This window comes from Actinomadura harenae (assembly GCF_003696215.1).
GTDB classification, from domain to species: Bacteria; Actinomycetota; Actinomycetes; order Streptosporangiales; family Streptosporangiaceae; genus Spirillospora; species Spirillospora harenae.
The window spans coordinates 26611-48182 of sequence record NZ_RFFG01000013.1; the positions used below are offsets into that span (position 1 = coordinate 26611).

General features: G+C 70.9%; 23 protein-coding genes and 1 pseudogene. 6 read left to right on the forward strand and 18 right to left on the reverse strand.

Going from position 1 to position 21572, the window contains the following annotated elements; translation table 11 throughout:
- Nucleotides 1-268: 268 nt before the first annotated feature.
- From EBO15_RS47035 to EBO15_RS09535, 4 genes and pseudogenes are all read right to left on the reverse strand, one after another.
- A complete protein-coding gene (locus tag EBO15_RS47035; protein ID WP_122194049.1) occupies nt 269-952 on the reverse strand; it encodes a helix-turn-helix transcriptional regulator in 684 nt (227 codons plus the stop codon).
- A 261-nt stretch (nt 953-1213) separates the two neighbouring features.
- On the reverse strand, nt 1214-1477 hold the full coding sequence (locus EBO15_RS43575) for a hypothetical protein (RefSeq protein ID WP_147481433.1): 264 nt from the start codon (nt 1475-1477) through the stop codon (nt 1214-1216).
- 227 nt (nt 1478-1704) lie between these two features.
- Nucleotides 1705-2028 (reverse strand): hypothetical protein, encoded by a 324-nt coding sequence (locus EBO15_RS09530; protein WP_122193968.1) that lies wholly within the window; start codon nt 2026-2028, stop codon nt 1705-1707.
- A pseudogene (locus tag EBO15_RS09535) lies at nt 1988-2475 on the reverse strand (CoA transferase). The gene EBO15_RS09530 and the pseudogene EBO15_RS09535 overlap by 41 nt, the downstream one beginning before the upstream one ends.
- Before the next feature lie 165 nt (nt 2476-2640).
- On the opposite strand from EBO15_RS09535, the gene EBO15_RS09545 reads away from it, so the two are divergent.
- Entirely contained in the window at nt 2641-2895 is a 255-nt protein-coding gene (locus tag EBO15_RS09545) for a hypothetical protein (RefSeq protein WP_147481434.1), read from the forward strand.
- Nucleotides 2896-3039: 144 nt separating this feature from the next.
- On the opposite strand, the gene EBO15_RS09550 is transcribed toward EBO15_RS09545, so the two are convergent.
- Nucleotides 3040-3687 (reverse strand): peroxiredoxin-like family protein, encoded by a 648-nt coding sequence (locus EBO15_RS09550; RefSeq protein ID WP_122193972.1) that lies wholly within the window; start codon nt 3685-3687, stop codon nt 3040-3042.
- Between the two features lie 205 nt (nt 3688-3892).
- Between EBO15_RS09550 and EBO15_RS09555 the strand changes: the two genes are divergently transcribed.
- Complete coding sequence (locus tag EBO15_RS09555; RefSeq protein ID WP_122193973.1) at nt 3893-4504, forward strand: TetR/AcrR family transcriptional regulator; 612 nt, start codon at nt 3893-3895, stop codon at nt 4502-4504.
- Nucleotides 4505-4701: 197 nt separating this feature from the next.
- On the opposite strand, the gene EBO15_RS09560 is transcribed toward EBO15_RS09555, so the two are convergent.
- Complete coding sequence (locus EBO15_RS09560; RefSeq protein WP_122193974.1) at nt 4702-5319, reverse strand: DUF2218 domain-containing protein; 618 nt, start codon at nt 5317-5319, stop codon at nt 4702-4704.
- Between the two features lie 118 nt (nt 5320-5437).
- On the opposite strand from EBO15_RS09560, the gene EBO15_RS09565 reads away from it, so the two are divergent.
- From EBO15_RS09565 to EBO15_RS09575, 3 genes are all read left to right on the forward strand, one after another.
- Nucleotides 5438-6013, forward strand: coding sequence for a TetR/AcrR family transcriptional regulator (locus EBO15_RS09565; protein ID WP_122193975.1), 576 nt, complete (start codon nt 5438-5440; stop codon nt 6011-6013).
- A gap of 266 nt (nt 6014-6279) precedes the next feature.
- Entirely contained in the window at nt 6280-7374 is a 1095-nt protein-coding gene (locus tag EBO15_RS09570; RefSeq protein ID WP_199744428.1) for an agmatine deiminase family protein, read from the forward strand.
- Between the two features lie 70 nt (nt 7375-7444).
- On the forward strand, nt 7445-8281 hold the full coding sequence (locus EBO15_RS09575) for a DUF4436 family protein (protein WP_122193977.1): 837 nt from the start codon (nt 7445-7447) through the stop codon (nt 8279-8281).
- 93 nt (nt 8282-8374) lie between these two features.
- Here EBO15_RS09575 and EBO15_RS09580 read toward each other — a convergent pair whose 3' ends face one another.
- A complete protein-coding gene (locus EBO15_RS09580) occupies nt 8375-8959 on the reverse strand; it encodes a TetR/AcrR family transcriptional regulator (protein ID WP_122193978.1) in 585 nt (194 codons plus the stop codon).
- Between the two features lie 63 nt (nt 8960-9022).
- On the opposite strand from EBO15_RS09580, the gene EBO15_RS09585 reads away from it, so the two are divergent.
- Entirely contained in the window at nt 9023-9574 is a 552-nt protein-coding gene (locus EBO15_RS09585; RefSeq protein ID WP_122193979.1) for a TetR/AcrR family transcriptional regulator, read from the forward strand.
- A 6-nt stretch (nt 9575-9580) separates the two neighbouring features.
- Here the strand turns inward: EBO15_RS09585 and EBO15_RS09590 are convergent, their stop codons facing one another.
- The 11 genes from EBO15_RS09590 to EBO15_RS09640 form a co-directional block, all read right to left on the reverse strand.
- A complete protein-coding gene (locus tag EBO15_RS09590; protein WP_199744429.1) occupies nt 9581-11233 on the reverse strand; it encodes an urease subunit alpha in 1653 nt (550 codons plus the stop codon).
- Complete coding sequence (ureA, locus tag EBO15_RS09595; protein ID WP_122193981.1) at nt 11230-11922, reverse strand: urease subunit gamma; 693 nt, start codon at nt 11920-11922, stop codon at nt 11230-11232. Before ureA ends, EBO15_RS09590 begins: the two co-directional genes overlap by 4 nt.
- The gene (locus EBO15_RS09600) at nt 11897-12715 is read right to left on the reverse strand and encodes an ABC transporter ATP-binding protein (protein ID WP_122193982.1); all 819 of its coding nucleotides are present in this window, start codon (nt 12713-12715) and stop codon (nt 11897-11899) included. Before EBO15_RS09600 ends, ureA begins: the two co-directional genes overlap by 26 nt.
- Nucleotides 12708-13643 carry an ABC transporter ATP-binding protein gene (locus EBO15_RS09605; protein ID WP_122193983.1) on the reverse strand — a complete coding sequence of 312 codons (936 nt, stop codon included), beginning with the start codon at nt 13641-13643 and terminating at the stop codon, nt 12708-12710. The genes EBO15_RS09600 and EBO15_RS09605 overlap by 8 nt, the downstream gene beginning before the upstream one ends.
- Nucleotides 13640-14440: an ABC transporter permease gene (locus EBO15_RS09610; RefSeq protein WP_122193984.1), complete on the reverse strand. Its 801-nt coding sequence runs from the start codon at nt 14438-14440 to the stop codon at nt 13640-13642. Before EBO15_RS09610 ends, EBO15_RS09605 begins: the two co-directional genes overlap by 4 nt.
- Nucleotides 14437-15390 (reverse strand): ABC transporter permease, encoded by a 954-nt coding sequence (locus EBO15_RS09615; protein WP_122194050.1) that lies wholly within the window; start codon nt 15388-15390, stop codon nt 14437-14439. Before EBO15_RS09615 ends, EBO15_RS09610 begins: the two co-directional genes overlap by 4 nt.
- Nucleotides 15387-16976: an ABC transporter substrate-binding protein gene (locus EBO15_RS09620; protein ID WP_199744430.1), complete on the reverse strand. Its 1590-nt coding sequence runs from the start codon at nt 16974-16976 to the stop codon at nt 15387-15389. The genes EBO15_RS09615 and EBO15_RS09620 overlap by 4 nt, the downstream gene beginning before the upstream one ends.
- A gap of 62 nt (nt 16977-17038) precedes the next feature.
- The gene (locus tag EBO15_RS09625) at nt 17039-18037 is read right to left on the reverse strand and encodes an agmatine deiminase family protein (RefSeq protein WP_122193986.1); all 999 of its coding nucleotides are present in this window, start codon (nt 18035-18037) and stop codon (nt 17039-17041) included.
- Between the two features lie 142 nt (nt 18038-18179).
- Complete coding sequence (locus EBO15_RS09630; protein WP_199744431.1) at nt 18180-18998, reverse strand: sugar nucleotide-binding protein; 819 nt, start codon at nt 18996-18998, stop codon at nt 18180-18182.
- 94 nt (nt 18999-19092) lie between these two features.
- Nucleotides 19093-20229, reverse strand: a complete 1137-nt coding sequence (locus EBO15_RS09635; protein ID WP_199744432.1) for an ATP-binding protein — start codon at nt 20227-20229, stop codon at nt 19093-19095.
- A gap of 459 nt (nt 20230-20688) precedes the next feature.
- Nucleotides 20689-21552, reverse strand: a complete 864-nt coding sequence (locus EBO15_RS09640; RefSeq protein WP_122193987.1) for an NAD(P)H-binding protein — start codon at nt 21550-21552, stop codon at nt 20689-20691.
- Nucleotides 21553-21572 lie beyond the last annotated feature (20 nt).

The following is a 21572-nucleotide window of genomic DNA, read 5'->3' on the forward strand; positions in this document are numbered from 1 at the left end:
AGCTCGAACGCGCCATCAGCCACGCCGCCGAACGGCTCTGCGCCGACGACAGCGGTCTGGAGTTGCTCACAGTGGCTGGTGTTCGCCGAACCCAAGGACGGCGGCATGGCCTTCGTCGACCACACCCCTGGCCCTACATACGGGCAGGTGTACGAATTCGGCACGACGAGGGCGTTGCCGACGCGCAGATTGTCCAGCGGTTCTCAAGGCACCAGAACGTTCCTCCTGCGGGCGACAGCGCTGCTGTCGAGCCCCGCGTCCTTCTTCGTCAAGGGGAGGCGAGATCGGAGTCCACCGGGTTCGGTCGGCCAGGAGAGCGGCTGTTGCGCCGGTACCGTCCGGGCGCGATGTTGAACTCGCGTTTGAACGCGTTGGCGAAGGCGAACTCCGAGCCGTATCCCACCTGTTCTGCCACGACGCCCAACGGAGCGTCAGAGTCGCGCAGCAGCCGCATCGCGGTCGTCAACCGCCACCAGGTCAGGTAGGTCAGCGGGGGCCGACCCACGAGCGCCGTGAAACGGCGGGAGAAGGCGGCCCGCGACAGTCCGGCGTGTTCGCCCAGGCCCGCGACGCTCCAGGGACGCGCGGGATCGCGGTGGATCGCGCCCCGGGCCTGGTCGGCGATGATGTCCAGGACGATCTGAGCGGCGCGCGGGCAGCGGGCGGTGAACCGGTCGTAGCCGGTGAAGGCGACGACCAGTCCAGTGGCGACGCGGCGGGCTCCGTACTCGAAGGCGGCGACGTCGCTGAGGCAGTCGTTGAGGGCGTCCAGGTTGCGGCCGTAGTGGTCCGGGAAGTCCAGCGCCTTGGCGATCGCGGTGAGCATGTCCTGCTCTCGTTCCCAGGTGGAGGCGTCCAGGCGCACCACCTGGTAGCCGTGCTCGAGGAGCCAGTCGATGGCCTCCTCCAGCAGGGCCCGGCGCCAGAACAGGCGGACGAAGGAGGCGGCCATGAGCCGGAAGGCGACATCCTGGGACAGGTCCTGATCCGGGTCGAACGCGCTCACGCCTGGTCCCCGACACTCGCAGCAACCCGGCCAAGGACCCAGTACGCCGTCGCCCGTCCGACGGAGAACTCCTCCATGAGTTCGGCGATGGTGTAGTCGCCAGTGCCGTGCATCCGCATCAGTTCGACCTGCTGGCGGGTGGTCAGTTTGGGGCCCGGCCTCTGAGGGTGCCGCGGGAGCGGGCGATGGCCATGCCCGCGCACGGGGTCAGCCTTGGTGGATCGGTGCCTGCCGGTCGAGCTGGCGGCCGATCGCCATGACCATGTCCTGAAAGGCTTGGTCTCCGTGCTTGTGCACCAGCGAGGGGAAGACGTTCTTCCGGGCCGCCAGTCGCAGCATGTCGCTCAGCACCGTGAACGGGACCTGCCGTCCTGAGGCGAGTTCCTCAAAGGTGTCGCGAGAGAGGCGCATCAGTTCGGGGTGGTCGGCCGACTCGTTCAGGATCATGCACGTGGCGTCCTTGAGATCCATCCCGGAAGGGTACCGCGACGGCCGCCTCCGCCCCTTGAGAACGCCCGGCTCCCGGCAGAAACCCCATAGCTCCATCCCCTCACCGGTACGGCGTCGGCAGACGCCTTTCATCTTCATCGGGCCTCCTGCGTGGACGACTCCGGCGGCGAGCAAGGCGCCGATCTCGGCCCGCTCGAGTCCGCGCCCGGCGAGGATCTCCTCGGGGTGCTCCCCCGCCCCCGGCGGGTTCATCGGGCCCGCCGCCAGGTGCGCCCGAAAGCCGCGTGCCTGCCATTCACCATGAACGCCGAGACGTCTTCGGCCGTCCGGATGTGGAAGGCCCCGGCGCCCCGCAGCGCCGGATCCCGCAGCACCTCGCTCGCTGGCCGTGTCCGCGTGGCCTGGAGTCCCGCGGCCTCGGCCACCGCGATCGCCTCCGCACACGTGCGCTTTGCGACCAGGCCCTCGGCCCCCGCGCCGACGCAGGCGCCGTCGCCGCGCGCCTGGACGCAGACCCAGCCGTCGGCGGCCTCATAGAAGCCCCCGGCCGGGCCGACCCCGCGCGGGTCCAAGCCGCGGTCGCCGGACGGGGCCGCCCCTGTACCGGACGGGCTCGTTCGCCTGCAGGTAGAGGGGCGTCCCCGCGAGCGAGTCCCAGGTCCGCTGCCCCTCGCCGGTCAGCGTGCGGTGGTGCAGAGCGAGCACGGCGGTCAGGGCCGAGACCACGGCCGCGGTGACGTCGTTGACGGCGATGGTGTTCGCGATCGGGACGTTGTCGCCGAACCCCGACGGGGAGACCGTGATGATCCGCTCGTTCGCGTTCCGCAGAGCGGCGTGGTCGATGCCGAGCCTGGCCAGGACGCCGGGCCGCATGCCGTCGATCACCACATCGCTCCCTGCCGCCGGCCGCCGGAAGCCGTCCGTCCCTCGGCCGAGCCGAGGTCGAGGGCGATGCTGCGCATGCCGCGGTCGATGTGGTGGCCGGTGGCCCGGAACGGGTCCCCGGCCAGGGGTTCCACCTTTACGACGTCGGCCCCGAGTTCGCGCAGCGGTTGCGGCCGAGTCGCGGGATGTCCCGCCCGTCGAGCTCCGCAACGCTACGACCCATCTCGCTTGAGCTCCGCGCCCGGCGGGCGGGCCCGCAGCGGCCGGGCGGGGGCGGCGGCGAGCCATACACTGCCCTCATGACTCTCACCGACGCGACTCGCATGATCTGCGCCGAGGCGTCCGCGCTGCCCGATCTGATGCGGACCACGAGCCACGTCTACAAGGAGCTGTCCGCCGGCCGCCAGGTTCCCCGCGCCACTCTCCGCTGGGTCATCCGTGAGGCCGGCCTCCAGGGCGTCTTCAAGCCGATCCGCAGGACCCACGGCGCCGACGCCGTCAAGGACATCATTCTGGCCTTCGAGTACGAGCTCAACTTCGGCCTCGTTCGCTGACCCCGCCGCACGCTCCCCACACGGCCGGCTGCTCACCGGCCCAGCACGCCGCGCCCGTCACCGACCTCGAAGACCTGCCGGGCCTCCGTCCGCCGGACGATCGGGTGCGGCATCCGCCGGACGGCGTCCGCCGCACCCAGCGGGTCAACCGAGCGCGGTGAGTGCGGTGAGGATCTCGGCGGGCTCGGCGCGGGTGGTGTAGTCGGTGTCGACGAAGGCCCAGGCGATGGTGTGGTCGGTGCCGATGACGTAGGTGGCCGGCAACGGGAGCGTTCGGGGGTGGCCTGCGTTGACACGCTGCAGGTCGAAACCGAGCTTGTCGTACAGCGCGGCCAGTTCCTCGGTCACCTCGAAGGCCAGCCCGTAGGCGGCGGCGGTGTCCGAGCCCACGTCGCTGAGGACGTCGAAGGTCAGCGCGTGCTTTTCGGTCAGGGTCAGCGACTCGTCCGGGATCTGCGGCGAGACCGCGACCAGGCGCGCGCCGCGTTCGGTGATCTGGTCATGGTGCTGCTGGAGCGCGTGCAGGGTCAGGTTGCAGTAGGGGCACCAGGCGCCTCGGTAGAAGGTCAGCACGACCGGCCCGGCGGCAAGGAGTTCGTCCAGCGCGACGGTCTTGCCGTCGGCCGAGGGGAGGGAGAAGCCGGGGGCGGTGTCGCCGACGGTCAGGGCCTTGTCGGCCTGTCCGGAGGCGGCGAGCCCGGCGGCGGCCGCGTCCATGACGGCCTTGACGTCTTCGGGCATCTGCTTGCGGCGGGCGGTGTAGAAGGCGTGCAGTTCGGCCTGGAGGCTCATGGGTGGTCCCTTCTTGGAATGAACAGTCCAAGTTGACGGCAGGCGAAAGTCGCAGGGCGATGAACGAGCGGCACTCCGTCGTCGCCAGGTGCGACCGCCCTGGTGGAACGGCGGGTCCGCCCCGGGGGGCGGGGGTACGGCATGGCGTCAGCATGACACCACGACTACTATCTTGGAAAGGTCGTTCCAAGATAGCGAGGTGGCGATGGCCGACATCAAGCACTTCGACCCCGACGCCGCGCTGGAGACGACCCTGCGGCTGTTCTGGAGGCAGGGGCCGGAGGCCACCGGCATCCAGGACGTCGTGTCGGCCACCGGCCTCAGCCGCTCCAGCCTGTATGCGACCTTCGGCGGCAAGCACGATCTCTACCTCGCGGCGTTGCAGCGCTATGTGGAGCAACGCTCGGAGCCGACGTTCCAGCGCCTCGCCGAAGACGAGCGCGGCCTGCTCGCGATCGCCGACTTCTTCTCCGAACTGGTCACCGCGCGCTGCACCGGACCGTTCGCCCGCTGGGGCTGCATGGTCGCCAACGCCCACGCCGCCACACAAAACCTCACCGCGCAGAACGCCGATACGCAGGTGCGTGCCATTCTCGACCGGCACCACCAGCAGCTGTGCCAGGCACTGACCCAGGCGCTCACCACCGCCCGGTCATTGGGACAGTTGGCCCCCGGCACGACGCCCCGCTCCACCGCGGAAGTGCTCGCCTTGCTCGCCTACGGGATCAACCTGCGCTCGCGCAACGGCGCCGACGCGCACGCGCTCAACCAGACGATGCAAACGGCCCTGAACGCCCTCACGCCATCGCGCCGATAGCCCGACGATCTGACCGCAACCCACCCGTCAAGCGACACCGACCGGTCAACGACGTTTGCGAGCCGGCGCCGTCCAGCGTTCCGGCCGACGGCCGTTGGCGATGCTTCCTGACCAGGAAGGTGCGGTCACCGCGGTTGGGCGCCTCGAAAGTGACATGCGGGACGTCCGGCGCTCGGCGCTCGGCGCTGGCAGCGTGCTCATGACCGTCCTGCGGCGCGGCGGTGGCGGAGGCGGAAGTGTCCCGCAGCGATGAGTGCAACCTTCACGACCACCAGACCGACGACCACGTTGGTGGCCGTCCCGGTCCAATGGGAGCCGGCGCCGATCGCTCCGGCCAGCCCCAGATGGAGCGCGGCCACGGCGATGACGCCCACCGCGAGCACGATGGCCGGGGCACGACCGCGCCGATGTCCAGCGGGACGCACGGTTCGATCGTCCGGGTCGTGCTGGTCGATCCGCGGATCGTCGGGCCGCCGCCAGACCAGGGCGAGCGGGGCGCGGCGGCTGAAGCGTTCGAGGTCGCGGGAGACGATGTCCTGGATCCGACGGAGGCCGTCCTCGGTGTCCGCCTCGACTCTCAGGCCGAGGGTTCCCGGCCCCGCGGTCAGGGTGCAGGTGCCCCATGGGACGAAGGTGACGGTGCCGCCGTCGTCGGACCACCGCGCGGACACCTGGACGTCATCGCGCGAGACCCCCGCACGCGAATGCGTCTTCGGCATGTGACCGCCACTCCCCATCTTCTCGGCGTGCTTGCAGAACTGGACGAGATAGCGGCTCGCCCGATCGGTCTCGACCGCTGCTTCCAGGACGGGCATCCCACACCTCCGGGTCGTCGAGCGGGCTCTCTCGTCCCGCAATCTCAGATTTATCGATACAGAGTGTCTCTGTCAACATCACTGTGTCTTCGTTATCAACGATGTGTATGCTTGCGTGGTGCCGAAGCTGTGGGACGAGACCATCGACGCGCACCGCAACGCCGTGCGGGACGCCGCACTGGACGCCACCGCCGTCCTGGTCGGGGAACGCGGCCTGGCCGCCCTGACGATGTCGCGGATCGCCGAACGCGCCGGAATGGGCCGGGCGACGCTGTACAAGTACTTCCCCGACCTTCAGGCCGTGCTCACCGCCTGGCATGAACGCCAGGTCAACGACCATCTCGCCCAGTTGGCCGCCGCAGCCGACCCGGCCGAGCCGGTCGCGACCCGTCTCCGGTCGGTCCTGCACACCTACGCGATGATCCAGTTCCATTCGGCTGCGCACCGCGCGGGCGACCTCGCCGTCCTCCTTCACAGCGGCCCTCATGTCGACGACGCCGTGCGGCGCCTGCGCGACTTCCTCCGCGATCTCATCGACGAAGGCGTCCAGGCGGAACACGTGCGTACCGATGCGGGCCCGGACGAGCTCGCCGACTTCTGCCTCCACGCGCTCACGGCCGCAGGTTCCGCCGGCTCCGCCGCGGGGGTGGACCGTCTCGTCACTCTCACCTTGAGCGCCCTGCAGCCCGACTGACACTGCCGACAGCCGCGAGCCTCCCCCCTCACCCGCTCCTCCACGCGACGTTTCGCGACGACGGACCGGTGGGCTTCATCGGCGGGCTGGGACAAAGCGGGATGCGCCTCCGGCAGGCAGACGCCCGACCGGGTGGCGTTCCGACATGCCCTGGCGCGCCGTCCTCGATTACCTGGTCGGTCAGGTATGGTCAGGTCCTGATGGAATTTTCAGTCAGGGGGATGGTTGTGGGGGTTTCGCGACGTCAGGCGCTTCAGGGGGCGTTCTTGGCTGCTGTCGGTGGCGCGCTGAGCGCCTGTGGCTCGTCCCCGACCGGTGTCGAGGGGACGAGCGCCTCGGGGCCGAGCACGTCGGCGGGGAAGGCCAAGTGGCTGATGCCGGAGGAGACGCATCCGCACGAGCGGACCTTCATGTCGTGGCCGACCGAGCTGATCTGGAAGTCCGACACGGCGGCGGTGCGCGAGGACATCGCCGGCATCGCCCGCGCGATCGGCGACTTCGAGCCCGTGGTGCTGCTCGCCAATCCCCAGGACGTCGAGGCCGCGCAGCGCGCGTGCGGTTCCCAGGTCGAGGTCGTCCCGATCCCCGTCGACGACCTGTGGGCGCGCGACACCGGCCCCGCCTTCGTGCTCTCCGGCAAGGACATCGCCGGGGTCGACTTCAACTTCAACGGCTGGGGCGGGAAGCAGGAGCACTCCCGCGACAGGAACGTCGCCCGCCGGATCCTGGCCAGGGAACACGTCACCAGGATCCAGGCCCCGATCGTCGCCGAGGGCGGCTCGATCGAGGTGGACGGCGCCGGGACGCTCATGGCCACCGAGAGCTCACTCGTCAACGACAACCGGAACCCCGGCAAGTCCCGGGCCGACATCGAGCGCGCACTGAGCGAGACCGTCGGCGCGACCACCTTCATCTGGGTGAAGGGGGTCAAGGGCAAGGACATCACCGACTACCACATCGACGCGCTGGCGCGGTTCTCCGAACCCGGCGTCGTGGTGGTCAGCACCCCGCCCGAGGACGCCCCCCAGGATGTCTGGACGGCCGCCTACGACCAGGCGCACAAGGTGCTGAGCTCGGCCGTCGACTCCCGCGGCAAGAAGCTCGAACTGGTCGAACTGCCCGAACCGGTCGACATCGGCCGCCGGGGCGAAGGCTTCCTGGCCACCTACGTGAACTACTACGTCGTCAACGGCGGCGTCATCCTGCCCCGCTTCGGCGACAAGAAGGCCGACAAGGACGCGGCCGCCATCGTCAAGGAGCTGTACCCCGGCCGTGAGGTCGTCCAGGTTCCGGTCGACACCCTCGGCGAAGGCGGAGGCGGCATCCACTGCTCCACCCAGCAGATGCCCAAGCGGAACTAAACAATCGCGTGGGCTCCGTTGGGACGTGGGACGCACCGGGCAGACCACGCTGGAACAGCGGAGGGATGTCATGATCCGGCGCCTACTGGCGGTCGCGGCCGGCGTGGCCGTGGTCGCGGCGATCGTCCTGGGCACCTGGCTCCAGATCGACGAGCGCCGCGCGCTCGGCGTGCGCCACGCCGCCGTCAGCACCGCTCCGAACCGCATCGACATCCGAGCCTCGATCCAGCACGTGGACGCGACCGCCGGGCAGCTCACCCTGCGCCTTCTGGTCGTGCCGCGCGGCGACCTGGGCGAGTCGGGCGGTCTGGCACCGACCACCGACCTGGCGCTTCTCACGTCCGCGTCCGTCCGCGGCGACCTGCGCTTCCCCGCGCACGCCCGCATCTCCAGCGTGGACGTGCCGGTGTCGCTGAGCGGCGGGTCGGTCGCCGACTATCCCTTCGACGCCTACGGAACCCTGATCGAGGTCGCCGCCCAGGCGGGCGGCGCCGCCGTGCCGGTCAGCATGACCCTCGTCGGCCGTGACCCGCTGTTCACCGAGGACGTGGCGGCCGAGCAGATCGACGGTGCGGCCTCCTTCGACGTGGGCATCGAGCGGACGACCAGCGTCCTGCTGTTCGCGCTGTTCATGATGGCCGCCATGTGGGCGCTGGCCGGCGCCGTGGTGCTCGCCGCCTGGTTCCTGGTCTCCCGCCGCCGCGGCCTGGTCTGGGCCGCCCTCGGCTGGATGGCGGCGACGCTGTTCGCCCTGGCCGCCTTCCGCACCACCGCTCCCGGAACCCCTCCCTTCGGCTGCCTGGTGGACTACGCCGCCTTCCTCTGGGCAGAGATGATCATCGCCACCTCGTTGACGTGCGTGGTGCTCGCCGGAGCGAGAACAGAGTTCACCGACACCGTCCGGTAAGGGCAGGGAACGGTGAGCCTCGTGGCCCGACCGGGCCACGAGGCTCACCATCAGGGCCTGATTTCCTGCATGGTGACGCGGTGCGCGCCGCCGCTACCGCCGAGGGGCGCGGTCGAGTTCGAGGGCGATCGCGTCCCGCAGCAGGCTCTGTGCGCGGTCCAGCATCAGGGTGCCGCTCAGCCAGCGTTCGCTGAGGCCTTCGACCAGGGAGGTCAGGCGTTCGGCGGCGCCCTCGGGTGAGACGTGGGGGGCCACTTGTCCCTCGATCATGGCCTGGTCGATCAGGCCGCTGATGTCGCCGACCCATTCGGCGGTCGCCGTGCGCACGGGCTCACGCAGCACCGGGTCGAAGGTGGCGCTCGCCCGGAGTTCGCCCCAGGCGGTGCTGTTCTCGCGGATGGCCGGGGTGTCCTGGAGCTCGTGCAGCAGGAGCAGTTCCACGTGCGTCCGGGGGTCGGTGCCGGGGGCGATCGCCTCGTCGGTGTAGCGTCCGGCCCGCTCGCTGACGTACTCCAGCGTCCGGTGCAGCAGTCCGGCGCGGTTCTTGAAGTGGTAGTAGATCAGCGCGGTGGACACGCCCGCCTCCGCGGCGAGGTCCTCCATCCGCAGGCCCCGCACGCCGTCGCGGGCGATGACGCGGACGGCGGCCGACAGGATGAGCCGCTGACGCTCCGACACAGGATCACTCCGCTCGGCTGACCAAACTTTCAGTCAATATCGTATCTGGTACCGTCGCGACCCGTGACGGACCGACGGCAATCGATCCTGGAGGCGGCGACCCGGAGCATCGCGCGGGACGGCGTGCGGGGGCTGCGCGTCGAGAAGCTCGCCGCGGAGGCGGGAGTGTCGACCACTCTCCTCTATTACTACTTCAAGGATCGTGCCGGGCTGCTGCGCCAGACGCTGGAGTACGTCAGCGACCGCGCGTCCGACTACACGACCGAGGATCGTCCGCGCGCCGCAACCGCGCGCGAGGAGCTCGAACAGACCCTTCTGCTGGAGATGCAGGACGTCCCGGACGTCCGGGAGAACAGCACCGCCTGGGGCGAGCTGCGGGCCAGTGCCGTCTTCCACGAGGACCTGCAGGAGCAGCTCCGCGACGCGACACGGCAGTGGGTCGCCGAGATCGCCGAGCTCGTCACGCGGGCCTCCGACCACGCCGACCCGGTGGCCGCCGCCGAACGCCTCACGGCCTTCGTGGAAGGCCTGAGCCAGCGCTGGCTCAGCGGGACGCTGACCCTGGACCGCGCACGCGACCTGATGCGCGACGCGATCGCCGTCGAACTGGACTGACCTCTCCTACAGGAAGTAGAGGCGGCCGAGGGACACCCGGTCGGCGGGCGGGGCGTGGACGGGCCGGCCGTCGAAGGTCACCCGTCCGGTGTCCGGGGCCACCTCGGTCAGGCCCGTGCGGCTGTTGCGGACGAGGTCGGCCGGCCCGATGCCGCGGGTGCCGCGGACGGCGACACGGCGGCGGCGGGTGGTCAGCGCGTCCCTGCCCGTGGACCCGGCCACGAACGCCACGGAGAGGTCGGCGGCCGTCGCGCCGTGCCCGCCGAACAGCGGCCCGTGGACGCGGGGTTCGCAGAGGTCGGTGGAGGCGTTCGGGTCGCCGGTCACGCCCCAGGCGGGGAATCCGGCCTTGAGGACCAGCTGCGGCTTGGCCCCGAAGAACTCCGGCTGCCACAGCACGATGTCGGCGAGCTTCCCGACGCCGATCGAGCCGATCTCGTCGGCCACTCCCTGCACGAGGGCGGGGTTGATGGTCAGCTTGGCGATGTAGCGCAGCACCCGTTCGTTGTCGTCGGGGCCCGGTGAGGCCTCCAGGACCTCCTTCATGCGTCCGGCCAGCGCGAACGTCCGGCGGACCGTCTCCCCCGCGCGGCCCATGCCCTGGGCGTCGGACGAGGTGATCCCGATGACGCCGAGGTCGTGCAGCACCCCCTCGGCGCCCATGGTCCCCGCGCGGATGCGGTCGCGGGCGATCACCACGTCGCTGGGCAGGTCGGTCTTCAGGCCATGGGCGGACACGATCATCCCGAAGTGCTCGGCGACGGCGTCCCGGCCGAACGGCAGGGTGGGGTTGGTGGACGAGCCGATGACGTTCGGCCTTCCGGCCAGCGTCAGCACGTTGGGCACGTGCCCGCCGCCGCACCCCTCGATGTGGAACGCGTGAAGCGTGCGCCCGTCCAGGACGGCGAGGGTGTCCTGCACCGACAGGCACTCGTTCAGCCCGTCGGTGTGCAGCGCGACCTGCACGTCGTGGTCTTCGGCCACGCGCAGCGCGGTGTCCAGGGCCCGGGTGTGCGCGCCCATGTCCTCGTGCACTTTGAACCCGCACGCGCCGCCTTCGAGGGCCTCCAGCAGCGGGCCGGGGGCGGACGACGATCCGCGCGCCAGGAAGCCGATGTTGACGGGCCAGGCGTCGAACGCGTCGAACGCGTGCCGCAGCGCCCACGGGGAGTTCACGCCGACGCCCCAGACGGGCCCGAACTCCTGCCCGATGATCGTCGTCACTCCCGAGGCCAGCGACGCCTCCATGATCCGCGGCGACATCAGGTGGACGTGCGTGTCGATCGCCCCGGCGGTGGCGATCAGCCCTTCCCCGGACACGATGGTCGTCCCCGTCCCGACGACGACGTCCACGCCGTCCAGGGTGTCGGGGTTGCCCGCGCGCCCGATCGCGCTGATCCGTCCCTTCCGGACGCCGACGGACACCTTGCGGATGCCGAGCAGCGCGTCGATGACCAGCACGTTGCTGATCACCAGGTCGCACGTGTCGCGGACCGTGGCGGCCTTCAGGTGCATGCCGTCCCGGGCGGTCTTGGCGAAGCCCGCGAGGAACTCCTCACCGGGCCGCTGCGCGTCGGCCTCCACCCGGACCCGCAGCCCGGAGTCGCCGAGCGCCACCAGGTCCCCGGTCGTCGGCCCGTGCACCGCCGCGTAGCTCACAGTTCCTCCTCCTCTTGGTCGACGTGCAGGTATCCGCACGCGATCGCCCGTTCCATGGCGCGTTCCAGCGCGCCGTCCGCGTCCAGCGGGCCGTCCACCAGACCGGCGAACCCGACCATCATCCGAGCGCCCCCGAACGGGGTCAGCCCCACCTCCACCGTCGCGCCGGGGTCGAACCGGATCGTCTCGCCCGCGCCGATGGCGGCACGGCGTCCGTAGGCGCGGCGGCGGTCGAACCGCAGCCGGGGGTTCACTTCGAAGAAGTGGAAGTGCGAGGTGACACCGATCGGCACGTCGCCGGTGTTCTCCACCCGCACCGTCACGACGTCCTCGAAGACCGGCGCGGTGGGCTCGTCCGGCTCGTCCGGCTCGTCCGCGACCAGGCCGCCGCCGACCGGGGCGGGGATCACCACGAGCCGCGTGCCGTCCTCGAAGACCGCCTCCACCTGTACCTCGGTCACGCAGTCGGCGACCCCCGGCAGCACGTCGCCCGGCCCGAGCACCGACCGTCCGGCGGCGACCGCCTCGTCCAGCCGTCCGCCGTCGCGCGCCACCTCGCAGGCCGCGTCGGCGACCAGCGCGATCGTCTCCGGGACGTTCAGCCGCAGCCCCCGCGCCCGCCGGGAACGCGCGAGCTCGGCGGCGGTGAACAACAGCAGGCGGTCACGTTCGGTCGGGGTGAGATGCATCGGAACCTTCCGGATGAGTGGACGGCAGTGCCCTCCGGGCCGCGGCGACGCCCGCCGGGTCCCAGCCGGGCCGCGGCACCGAGTCGAGCAGCAGCCGCGTGTAGGGGTGGCTCGGAGCGGCGAGGATCCGCGCCGTGCCGCCCTGTTCGACGACGCGGCCGTGGCGCATGACCAGCACCTGGTCGGTGATGGCACGGACGACACCCAGGTCGTGCGTGATGAACAAATAGGCGACGCCGAGTTCGGCACGCAGATCGGCCAGCAGGTTGAGGATCTGCGCCTGCACCGACACGTCGAGGCCCGCGACCGCCTCGTCCAGCACGATGACCGACGGCCGCACGGCGAGCGCCCGGGCGATCGCCACCCGCTGCCGCTGCCCGCCCGAGAGCTGGCGGGGCAGCCTGGCCGCCTGATCCTGGCCGAGACCGACCTGTTCCAGCAGTTCCGCCACGCGGGCCGGATGGTCGGAGTCCGGGAAGTGCAGGCGGAGGGTCTCCCGCAGGGCGGCGCCGACCGGGACGCGGGGATCGAGGGACAGGTAGGGGTCCTGGAAGACCATCTGGATCTGGCGGGCGCGCCGGAGACGGTCGCGTCGGGGCGGGGGCGCGCCGTCGACGGCGATCCGCCCGGAGTCGGCCCGTTCCAGGCCGACGATGATCCGCGCGGTCGTGGTCTTGCCGGAGCCGGACTCGCCGACGATCCCGAGCGAGCCGGCCTCCTCGAGGGCGAAGGAGACGTCGTCGACGGCGAGCAGGCCGCCGTACCGCTTGACCAGGTTGTTCACCTCAAGCATGCGTACCTCCGGGATGATGGCAGGCGACCTGGCCCACGGGGACGGTCGTGTGGCATTCGTCGGTCGCCCTCGTGCAGCGGGGTGCGAAGGCGCAGCCGGTCAGCTCGGCGCGCAGGTCCGGAGGCCGTCCCGGGATGGCGTGGAGCCGGCGGTCCGGTTGCGCCAGCGACGGAGTCGCTTCCAGGAGGGCGCTGGTGTACGGGTGGCGGGGCGCGGCGAAGACGGTCTCGGCGGTGCCGTGCTCGACGATCCGTCCGGCGTACATGACGTAGACGTGATCGGCGATCGCGGCGGCCAGTCCCAGGTCGTGGGTGACGAACAGCAGGCCGGTGCCGAACCGTTCGCGCAGGTCGGCCAGGAGCGCGACGATCTCGGCCTGCGTGGACACGTCGAGCGCCGTGGTCGGCTCGTCCGCCAGGAGCAGCGCCGGACCGGCCAGCAGCGCGGCCGCGATCATGACGCGTTGCAGCATCCCGCCCGAGAGCTGGTGGGGGTGCTGCCGGAGCACGCGGTCGGTCAGGCCGACCGCCTCGAGCATCTCGACGGCCCGGGCGCGCGCCCCGGCCTTCGACTCGCCCAGGTTGGCGCGCAGGCTCTCGGTCAGGAACGCGCCGACACGCAGCATCGGGTTGATGGCCGCCCTGGGGTCCTGGAAGACCATCGACACCTGGCGGGACCGCAGCTCACGCAGCCGGGCGGGCGGCATCGCCAGGACGTCCTCGCCCGCGACCCGCACGGCCCCGCCGGCCCGGGCGCCGGGCGGAAGCAGGCGCAGCACGCTGCGCGACGTGAGGCTCTTCCCGGAGCCCGACTCGCCGACCAGGGCCACGGTCTGCCCCTGGCGCACCTCGAGGTCGACCCCGGCCAGCACCGGACGGGACGCGCCGGGCAGCTCCAGCCGCAGGTCCTCGATGGACAGGACGGTCATGCGGCCCTCCGGGAGATCCGGTCGGCCCAGGCCCCGCCGACCACGTTGAACGCGACGACGGTCAGCACGATCGCCACGCAGGGGATGACGGCGGGAAGGAAGTGGCCCTGCATCATGGCGTCCTGGCCGTCGTTGATCATCGCTCCCCAGTCCGGGGTGAGCGGCGGCAGCCCCAGGCCCAGGTAGGACAGGGCGGCGAGGTCGAGCAGCGCGTAACCGAAGTTCACGGTGGACTGCGCCAGGACGGTCGGGGCGATGTTGGGCACCAGATGCCGCACGCAGATCGCCAGGCCGGAGAATCCCTGCACACGGTAGGAGTCCAGATAGGGACGCCGCTTCTCGCTGACGGTGAGACCGCGCGCGAGGCGGGAGACGTACGGCAGGTAGGCCAGCGACAGCGCGACCACCGGAGTCAGCAGACCGGGACCGTACAGCGCCACGAACAGCATCGCGACGAGCAGCGCGGGGAAGGCCAGCAGCAGCTCGCTCCCCCGCGACAGGACGGTGTCCAGCCACCCGCCGCGCCAGCCCGCCGCGACCCCGACCGCCGCCCCGGCGACGGTGGAGAAGACCACCACTCCGATCGGCCCCAGCAACGCGGTCCGCGAGCCGATCAGCAGGCGCGAGAGCGTGTCGCGGCCTGAGCCGTCCGCGCCGAACGGGTGGACGGCCGACGGGCCGGAGACCGCCGCGCCGAGGTCGACCCCGTTGGGGTCGTGCGGGGCGAGCAGCGGAGCGGCCAGCGCGATCAGCACCAGCGCCCCGGCGAACACCAGGCAGGTCCGGTAGAGCCTCATGCGTCCCCCTCGCGCGCGCCGAGGGCGACGCGCGGGTCGATGAACGGGTAGAGCAGGTCCACGACCAGGTTGACCAGGACGAAGACCGCGACGATGAGCAGCGCGACGGCCTGCACGACGGGGAAGTCCTTGACCGTCACCGACTTCTCCAGGAACGCGCCGACGCCGTTCAGCGTGAAGACCGCCTCGACCAGGACGGTGCTGATCACCAGCCCGGTGACGATCAGGCCGGCCGTCGTGACGATCGGGCCGAGCGCGTTGCGGAACACGTGCCGGCGCAGCACCTGCCGCTCGGGGACGCCGCGGCCGCGGGCGACCGTGACGTGCTCCTGGCCGAGCACGTCGAGCATCGCGGTCCGGGTGACGCGGGCGAGCATGCCGATCCAGTAGAGGGAGAGCGCGATCGAGGGCAGCACCAGGTGGTAGAGCAGGTCGGCGAAGCCCGTTCCGCTGCCCTGGTCGGGGAACCAGTGCAGCCTGATGGCGAGGTACGACTGCATGACGACGCCCGCGACGAACGAGGGCGTCCCCAGGGCGAGCGACGTGCCGACCAGCACGCCCGAGTCGGCCGCTCCGCCGCGGACCGCGCCGAGCCAGCCCAGCGCGATGCCGAACACCAGCACCAGCACCAGCGACATGCCGATGAGGGTCACGGTCGTCGGCAGCCGGGACCCGACCAGCCCGAGGACGGAGCTGCGGTACTGGACGGACTCCCCGAAGCGGCCGGTCAGCACGTCGCCGAGCCAGCGGCCGTACTGCACGAGGAACGGGTCGTCCAGGTGGTACTGGGAGCGGATGGCGGCGAGCAGCTGCGGGCTGGCGCCGCGTCCGCCGAGCAGGAAGGTCTCCGGACGGCCGGGAGCCAGGTAGACCGCCCCGAAGACCAGGAAGGAGGCGACCGCCAGCGTCCCGGCCAACTCCAGCAGCCGCCTGGCCAGGAATCCGATCACCGGGCCGCGCCCACGTCGGCGGCCCACGGGTAGTACATGAACGCGATGGAGGTCGGCGCGCCGGTGATCCGCTTGTTGAGGAACAGCGACATCGGGTACTCGGCGACCGGGATCCACAGGTACTGCCGGCTCTCCAGCCGCTGCACCTCCTGGGTGAGCCTCGCCCGCTTCACCGGGTCGTACTCCGTGTCGGCCGCGTCGACGGCCCGGTCGTAGGCGGGGTCGGAGAAGCCCTGGTAGTTCTCGAACTGCCCGGTCCGGAAGATCCTGTACATGCTCAGCGGATCGGTGACCGACAGGTAGTAGGTCTCCGGGAACGCGTCGATGCCCTCACGCGCCTTCGGGTCGGAGAACAGCGCGGTGAACGCGTCCGGCGCGACCGTCCTCAGGTCCACCTTGAGGCCGATCCGGGTACCGGCCGCCTGGACGGCGGTCGCGAGCAGCGACACGTCCGGGCCGATCTGGCTGGTCGCGACGGTGACGGTCCTGCCGACCGCGCCCGCGTCCTGGACGAGCCTGCGCGCGGCGGCGATGTCGGTCTCCGGGGACGGCAGTCCCGTCCCGCCGTCCACGCCCTGCGGCCAGACGTCCTTGGTGACCAGCGAACTCGTGGGGACGCCGTTGCCCTGCAGCCCGGCCTTGACGAAGCCCTTGCGGTCGAGCGCCAGGGAGAGGGCCTTGCGGACGCGGACGTCCCCGAGCGTGCCCTTGAGGTTGGTGACGTTCAGGTTGACGGTCGTGGCGCCGCGGCCGAAGTAGAGGCCGCCGCCGCCCTTCAGCTTCGCGTAGCTGTTGGGGTTCAGCAGGTAGCCGCCGTCGGTGTCGCCGTTGAGCAGGGCGTTGGTGCGGGCGTTCTCATCGGTGATGATCTTGAAGATCACCTTGCCGGAGCGCGCCCGCCTGCCCCAGTAGCCGTCGAACCGGTCCACCTCGATCGAGTGCCCCTTGTTCCAGCGCCCCAGCGTGAACGGTCCGGTGCAGTCCACCTTCCCGTCGGGAGTGCCGAACCTGGTCCCTTCGGACTTCAGGGATCTCGCGCTGGCCACGGTCCCGGCGGACGTCGCCATCCACTGCGGGAACAGGGCGTCGGGGCTCTTCAGCTTGACCGTGACCTCCAGCGGCCCGCTCTTGGCGATCGAGGCGACGTGCTCGAAGGCCGACACCCAGGTGGAGCCGACCGCCGGGTCCCGATGCCGGTTCAGGCTGTGGACGACGTCGTCGGCCGTCACCGTCCCGCCGCCGTGGAACCTCACGCCGGGCCGGATCCGGTAGACGAACGTGAGCGGGTCCGGTCTCCGTACCTCCTGCGCGAGGCCGGGTTCCAGGGTGAGCTGAGGGGTCCAGCGCATCAGGCTCTCGCAGACGTTGGAGAGGATCTCGTTCTGCGGGTAGTCGAACGCCGTGGCGTAGTCCAGTCCGGGCGGCTCGGCGTACAGCCCCCAGGAGAACGACGCGATGTCCCCCTTGGCCGAGGGTGTCGACGGTGACAGCGCGAATCCGGTGCCGCCGCCGGACGACCCGCCGGAGTCGCAGGCGGCCGCCAGCAGGACCAGGGCGAGCGCGCTTGCGCGGAGTGCTCGGGGCACGCTTTCTCCTTCATGTGCGGGCCGGCCTGGGGGCGGCCCGAGGGGGGTCGGCTCGGCGCGGGTCACCGGGACGGAAGCTGCTGGGTGATGCAGTGGACTCCGCCGCCCCCGTACGCGACGGCGGGAGTCTCGACGCCAACGACCTTGCGGTCGGGCAGCGCCCGGGCGATGACGGCGAGCGCCTGGGCGTCCTGGGGAACTCCGGCGGTCGGCACCACGACGCCACCGTTGGCGATGTAGAAGTTCAGGTAGCTGACCTCGGTGGGACGGCCCGCCACGACGGCGCTCCCGCTCTGCGGCAGTTCGACGATCTCGAACCCGCGGCCCCGGGCGTCGGTGGTGTGCTCGAGGATCGCCCGGTTGGCCCGCATCCGGGCGTGATCGGGGTGGTTCCGATCCTCCGGCACGAACAGGACGACCCGGGCGGGACCGACGTAGGCGCACACGCCGTCCACGTGACCGTCCGTCTCGTCGTCCTCGAATCCGCCGTACGGCAGCCAGACGACCTTCTCGGCCCCCAGCCGGGCGCGCAGTTCGGCCTCGATCTCGGCGCGGCCCATCGCCGGGTTCCGGTTGGGATGCAGCAGGCACTGCTCGGTGGTGATGACGGTCCCCTCGCCGTCCACCGTGATCGCGCCACCCTCGAGGACCATCGAGGACGGGACCCGGTCCACGCGGAGACGATCCAGCAGCAACCGGGACACCCTGTCGTCGTCGGCCCAGGGGTAGTGCTTCCCACCCCAGGCGTTGAACCGGAAGTCGAGCCCGACCCGTCCCCCGGCGCCGTCCACTGCGAAGATCGGCCCGGAGTCGCGCAACCACGAGTCGTCGATCGGCAGCTCGACCACCTCGACGCCGGGACCGCACAGTTCGCGGGCCTCGTCCGCCGTCCCAGGCCGGGCGACCATGACCACCGGCTCGAACTCGCGGATGGCACGGGCGACCGCCGCGTACTCCCCCTTCACCTGGGCGAAGGCCTCTCCCCACAGGGACTCGCGCGTCGGCCACGCCATCAGGCACGCCTCGTGCTCCCCGAACTCCGCCGGCATCCGCATGCCCATCCACGCCCTTCCTGAAAATTCACTCAGGGCGTCATTCTGGATCCTGATCGAATTTTCAGTCAATACCCGGCGCCGCACCTCGCCCCAGCTGATCGCGGCCGCCGCCAGCGACGAACCCACCTCCACACGGCCCCTACGGGGCTCAGCCGCCGAGGAACTCCCGGGCGCCGCGAAGCCTGGTCCGCAGGTGTTGCCGGGTGAGGGTGCAGTCGAGGCGGATATCGACCGGGCCCGGCAGGCCGACGTCGGCTCGCCGCCCGGACGGCACCGCAGCAGCATCCAGACCGTCCCGGCGGGCGACCAGCACACCCAGCTCGTGACGGCTCACCGCGTCCGCGCCGGCCACGTGGCAGATTCCGCTGCGGCCGGTCGAGGCGAGTTCGAGAAGCGCCGCCGCCAGGTCCCCGACGTGGACCGGGCAGCGCACGTCATCGGTGAACAGCACACCCTGGTCCCCTGCGACCAGAGCATGCACACGCCGTTCGTGAGAGGAACCACCGTCGCCGATGATCAGCGACGTGCGCGCGATCACCGCGGTCGGGCTGATGGCCCTGACCGCGGTCTCGGCCGCGGCCTTGGCCGCGCCGTAGGCCGTGGTCGGGTCGGGCGTCGACGTCTCGTCGTACCGGATCGCGCGACCGGAGAACACCGCATCGCTGGAAACGTGAACCAGCCGAGCGGCCACCGAAGCAGCAGCAACGGCGACATGCGCGGCACCATCCGCCGTACTCGCCCAGTCGCCCTGACGGAAAGCAGCGTTGACCACCACGTCCGGCCTGACCGCGGTCACCAGATCAACGACCTGCGTCCGATCCCGAATATCCACGGCATGCCACGCCGCGCCAGCCACACCGACCGGCCGTGTCCGATACGCCGCGGCCACCTCATGCCCCGCGGCCAGCGACCGCCGGACAACCTCCCTGCCCAGGAACCCACTACCACCAGCGACCAGGACCAACACGAACACCACGCTACTGCCTCGGCAGGTGCGGGCGGCCGCGGAGTAGCGCCCCACCAGGCCCTTTAGGTCATCGCCATCGTCTGGGCCGTCCGAGTCAGCTGCTCCAGGAGTCGATGAGGTCCTGAGGTGTCCAAAGCAGGCTGCCGGTGAGGTCGAGGTCGACGCTGGTTCCGTTGAGGGAGGCGATGACCGTGCCGGTCTTGTCACGGTCGAAGCCTGGGACTTCGACCGCCGCATGGCGCAGGGCGGTCAGGTCGTGGTGATCGAAGGGGCCGCCCAGCCATTTGATCGATCCGACGAACGAGACGGTGTCGGCGATGGGTTCTCGGTCGGCTCCCACCAGATCGACTTCGGGATCGAAACGCCGGTTCCACCATCCGCCCACGCTCTCCACACGCGGCCACGGCAGCCGGTCGTCACCGGCGGCCAGCTCCAGCGACTCCCGGACCAGAGGCCCCACCGCCCGGCCGCGCCATGTCGGCCATCGGCGTTCGATCAGCCGGAACCCGGCTTCGGGGCGGCCGCGGCGCGCCTGCTCTTGGACCATGCGCAGCACCCCCAGGTAAAGGCGGAGGTTGCTGTCGGCCACCCGGTAAAGCGCGGGCTTGCCCGGACGGGTGGACAGCGGCTGGTCCACCGCCAGTACCCGCTTCTCCTCCACCAGCCGTCGCAGCAACGGCGACAACGTCCCCGACGGGACCTCCGCACCGCGACTCCCAGCCGAAGCCGCGATGTCGGCATGCGTGCGCTCCCCCGCTCCCACCGCCTCAATCACCCGTCGGGCGGTGTCGGGGTTGGGGAACTCGGCAAGCAGCACTGACTCGGGAATGCCGAACACCGCTGCGGCGGGGTCGGCTGCCCCCTCCCGGAGGAACTCCAAAGCGGGTGTCGCATGCGGCCAGGTCCGCACGATTCCGGGCAGGCCTCCAGAAACCAGTTGGGCGTCCACCGCGTCGCTCGCGTCCAGGCCCAGGACCCGGCCGATTTCGGCGACATTGAGCGGGGCCAGCACCATGTTGTCGGCCCTGCCGAAGAACGGCCGATCGTAGGCTGTCAGCTGTTCCATCATGCGCGGATCGCTGCCCACCAGCAGCAAGAGAACCGGTCGTGAGGACAGCAGCCGGTCCCACGCCGTCTGCAGCGCACCGTCGAACAGCGCGTCCTGCTCGGCCAACCACGGAACCTCGTCCATCACCACGATCGACGGAGTGGTCGGCAGTGCCGCCGCCAACGCACGGAACACCTCCGGCCAGCTCGCTGCCGAGGGTCCTGGGACCAGTGTCGGGTCGGCGGGGAGGCCGGACTCGCGTAGGTCGCCAAGGAAGGCGCCGACAGCCTGGACCGGTGGGGCTCCCTTGGTCGCCGTGGAGAACACGTACGGCACCCCGGCCCGGTCGCAGAACTCCCGGACCAGACGTGACTTGCCGACCTGCCGCCGTCCACGCAGCGTCAGGGCGACTCCCGCGCCCGAGGACGCCACCCGTCGCAGCCGCTTGTCCAGCCGGCCAACTCCGCAGCCCGCCCGATGAACACCCCAGCCCCCGCCTATTGAGATTGCATCTGCCCCCATAGACCTTCCGGGTCCCGCATGCAGGGTCCATGTCTCCGGGGGAACGGTAGCCCTTCCTCGTCGGAAGCCGTCATGCAAGTGCGATTTGCGGGGCCATCGACATGGTCACCGGGCTTCTGGTCACTGCCGGGAGAACTGTTCGGCGTGGTCGGCTGCCCACTGGTGGAAGGTCCGCGCCGGAGCGCCCGTCACCGTTTCTATGGTCCGGGTCACGGGTGGTGCGGGAGCGTCGAGCATCTTGGCGTAGCCGTCGAGCAGGACGTCCACGAAGGAGTCGGGGAAGGACTCGTCGTCCAGTAGCCGCTGCCTGGCCTGTTCGCGGGACAGTTCCTGCCAGCGCAGCCGCCGGCCCAGGGCCTGGCCGATGATGTGGACCTGCTCGCTCTGGGTCAGCAGTTCGGGGCCGGTCAGCTGGTAGCACGCCTGGTCGTGCCCGTCCCCGGTCAGCGCGGCCACCGCGACGGCGGCGATATCGGCCTCATGCAGCATCGCCATCCGCACCGCACCGAACGGCCCGGCGACCGTGTCACCGTCGCGGATCTGGTCGGCCCACCACAGCGCGTTGGCGGCGAATGTGCTCGGTCTCAGGACGGTCCACGCCAGGCCGGACTGCTGAACGCGGTGCTCGACCTCGGCGTGCGAACGGCCCACAGGATCGGTGTGCTGGTCAGGGGCGAACCCGTCCTGCACGGCACCGGAGGACAGCAACACCACCCGCTGAGCGTGTCGCTTGATGACCTCCAGGATCGTCGTCACCGGTCGAGCGTCGTGGAAAGGCCACATGAGGAAGACCGCATCCACACCGTCCAGGCACATCTCCAGGCCCTCCGGATCCGCGAGGTCGCCACGCACCACCTCGGCTCCCCCAGGAAGGTGGGCCGACTCGGGATCGCGCGTCATCGCCCGCGCCGGGATCCCGCGCTCCAAGAGCTGTGCGAGGACCTGGCCCCCGACGTTTCCGGTGGCCCCGGTCACAAGAATCATCGCTTCTCACTCCTTCATCA

What these genes read in the sequence shown, in the direction of transcription:
- EBO15_RS09640 (WP_122193987.1), bottom strand. Translation starts at nt 21,552, where the DNA reads ATGATTCTTGTGACCGGGGCCACCGGAAACGTCGGGGGCCAGGTCCTC.
- EBO15_RS09545 (WP_147481434.1), top strand. Translation starts at nt 2,641, where the DNA reads ATGACTCTCACCGACGCGACTCGCATGATCTGCGCCGAGGCGTCCGCG.
- EBO15_RS09550 (WP_122193972.1), bottom strand. Translation starts at nt 3,687, where the DNA reads ATGAGCCTCCAGGCCGAACTGCACGCCTTCTACACCGCCCGCCGCAAG.
- EBO15_RS09560 (WP_122193974.1), bottom strand. Translation starts at nt 5,319, where the DNA reads ATGCCCGTCCTGGAAGCAGCGGTCGAGACCGATCGGGCGAGCCGCTAT.
- EBO15_RS09555 (WP_122193973.1), top strand. Translation starts at nt 3,893, where the DNA reads ATGGCCGACATCAAGCACTTCGACCCCGACGCCGCGCTGGAGACGACC.
- EBO15_RS09610 (WP_122193984.1), bottom strand. Translation starts at nt 14,440, where the DNA reads ATGAGGCTCTACCGGACCTGCCTGGTGTTCGCCGGGGCGCTGGTGCTG.
- EBO15_RS09575 (WP_122193977.1), top strand. Translation starts at nt 7,445, where the DNA reads ATGATCCGGCGCCTACTGGCGGTCGCGGCCGGCGTGGCCGTGGTCGCG.
- EBO15_RS43575 (WP_147481433.1), bottom strand. Translation starts at nt 1,477, where the DNA reads ATGGATCTCAAGGACGCCACGTGCATGATCCTGAACGAGTCGGCCGAC.
- EBO15_RS09625 (WP_122193986.1), bottom strand. Translation starts at nt 18,037, where the DNA reads ATGGGCATGCGGATGCCGGCGGAGTTCGGGGAGCACGAGGCGTGCCTG.
- EBO15_RS09605 (WP_122193983.1), bottom strand. Translation starts at nt 13,643, where the DNA reads ATGACCGTCCTGTCCATCGAGGACCTGCGGCTGGAGCTGCCCGGCGCG.
- ureA (WP_122193981.1), bottom strand. Translation starts at nt 11,922, where the DNA reads ATGCATCTCACCCCGACCGAACGTGACCGCCTGCTGTTGTTCACCGCC.
- EBO15_RS09600 (WP_122193982.1), bottom strand. Translation starts at nt 12,715, where the DNA reads ATGCTTGAGGTGAACAACCTGGTCAAGCGGTACGGCGGCCTGCTCGCC.
- EBO15_RS47035 (WP_122194049.1), bottom strand. Translation starts at nt 952, where the DNA reads ATGGCCGCCTCCTTCGTCCGCCTGTTCTGGCGCCGGGCCCTGCTGGAG.